General features: G+C 61.2%; 1 protein-coding gene. It reads right to left on the reverse strand.

The window, feature by feature from the left end:
- Positions 1-382 precede the first annotated feature (382 nt).
- Positions 383-818: EAL domain-containing protein (locus JF66_RS20870; protein ID WP_156109995.1), on the reverse strand; the 436-nt coding region annotated here is incomplete at its 5' end.

The raw sequence follows: 818 nt of genomic DNA on the forward strand, positions 1-818 counted from the left end.
GCCGGCAGGACTTTCAGAATGACCGCCTAGGTGCGTGGCGCTGCGCGGTGGGTGCGCATAATCGCGAACCATGCGCTTGGGCTGCCGCAGTATCACGCACGATCGCGACCGTGCCCGCAAGACGGACCTCCAGCGCGACAGATTTAGGCCAAATCACCAGTCGGCCGATCACAGCGATGCCGTGTCACAGGGGAACCCGCTACGGGACGCCGGTGACTTGATAACTGAACACGCTTTGTGTTGCCTGATTGGCGGACTTCGAGCAGAAAAGTGCAACTCGTTCGAATGATCCGAGACGCACGACTCAGAACCTGACGTGGCCCCGTCGCCTGCACACCAAGCAGACTCGCGATTCTTGTTCGCTCCCGGAGGCAGACTCGCCCTACCTTCCAGGAAGTTCTCTCTCCGTTGCCGGGAGTGGGGCCGGTCGACCAAAGAGATAGCCCTGTCCGCATTCCCAGCCCTGGGCGCGCAGGATGTCTGCTTGCATCTGCGTCTCGATCCCCTCCGCAATGCCGGTGAGGTGCAAACCTTTGACCAGCCCGCTGACACCTCGAGCGAGAGCGTTGGCCTGGCTATCGTCGTCGGTTAGGTCCTGCACGAATCGCAGGTCGAGCTTGACCCCGGTCACCGGCAAATCTCGCAACACTGAAATCGACGAGTACCCGGTGCCGAAGTCGTCCAAGTGCAGACCCACCCCGAGCTCGCGCAGTGTTTCCAGCGCTTGCCGGGCGGATTCGATCAAGTTGAGGACTGCCGTTTCCGTCACCTCAATGACGATTCGTGCCGGATCTACCTGTCGAGCCTTCAGGGTGTCG

Source organism: Cryobacterium sp. MLB-32 (genome assembly GCF_000738085.1).
Taxonomy (GTDB): Bacteria; Actinomycetota; Actinomycetes; order Actinomycetales; family Microbacteriaceae; genus Cryobacterium.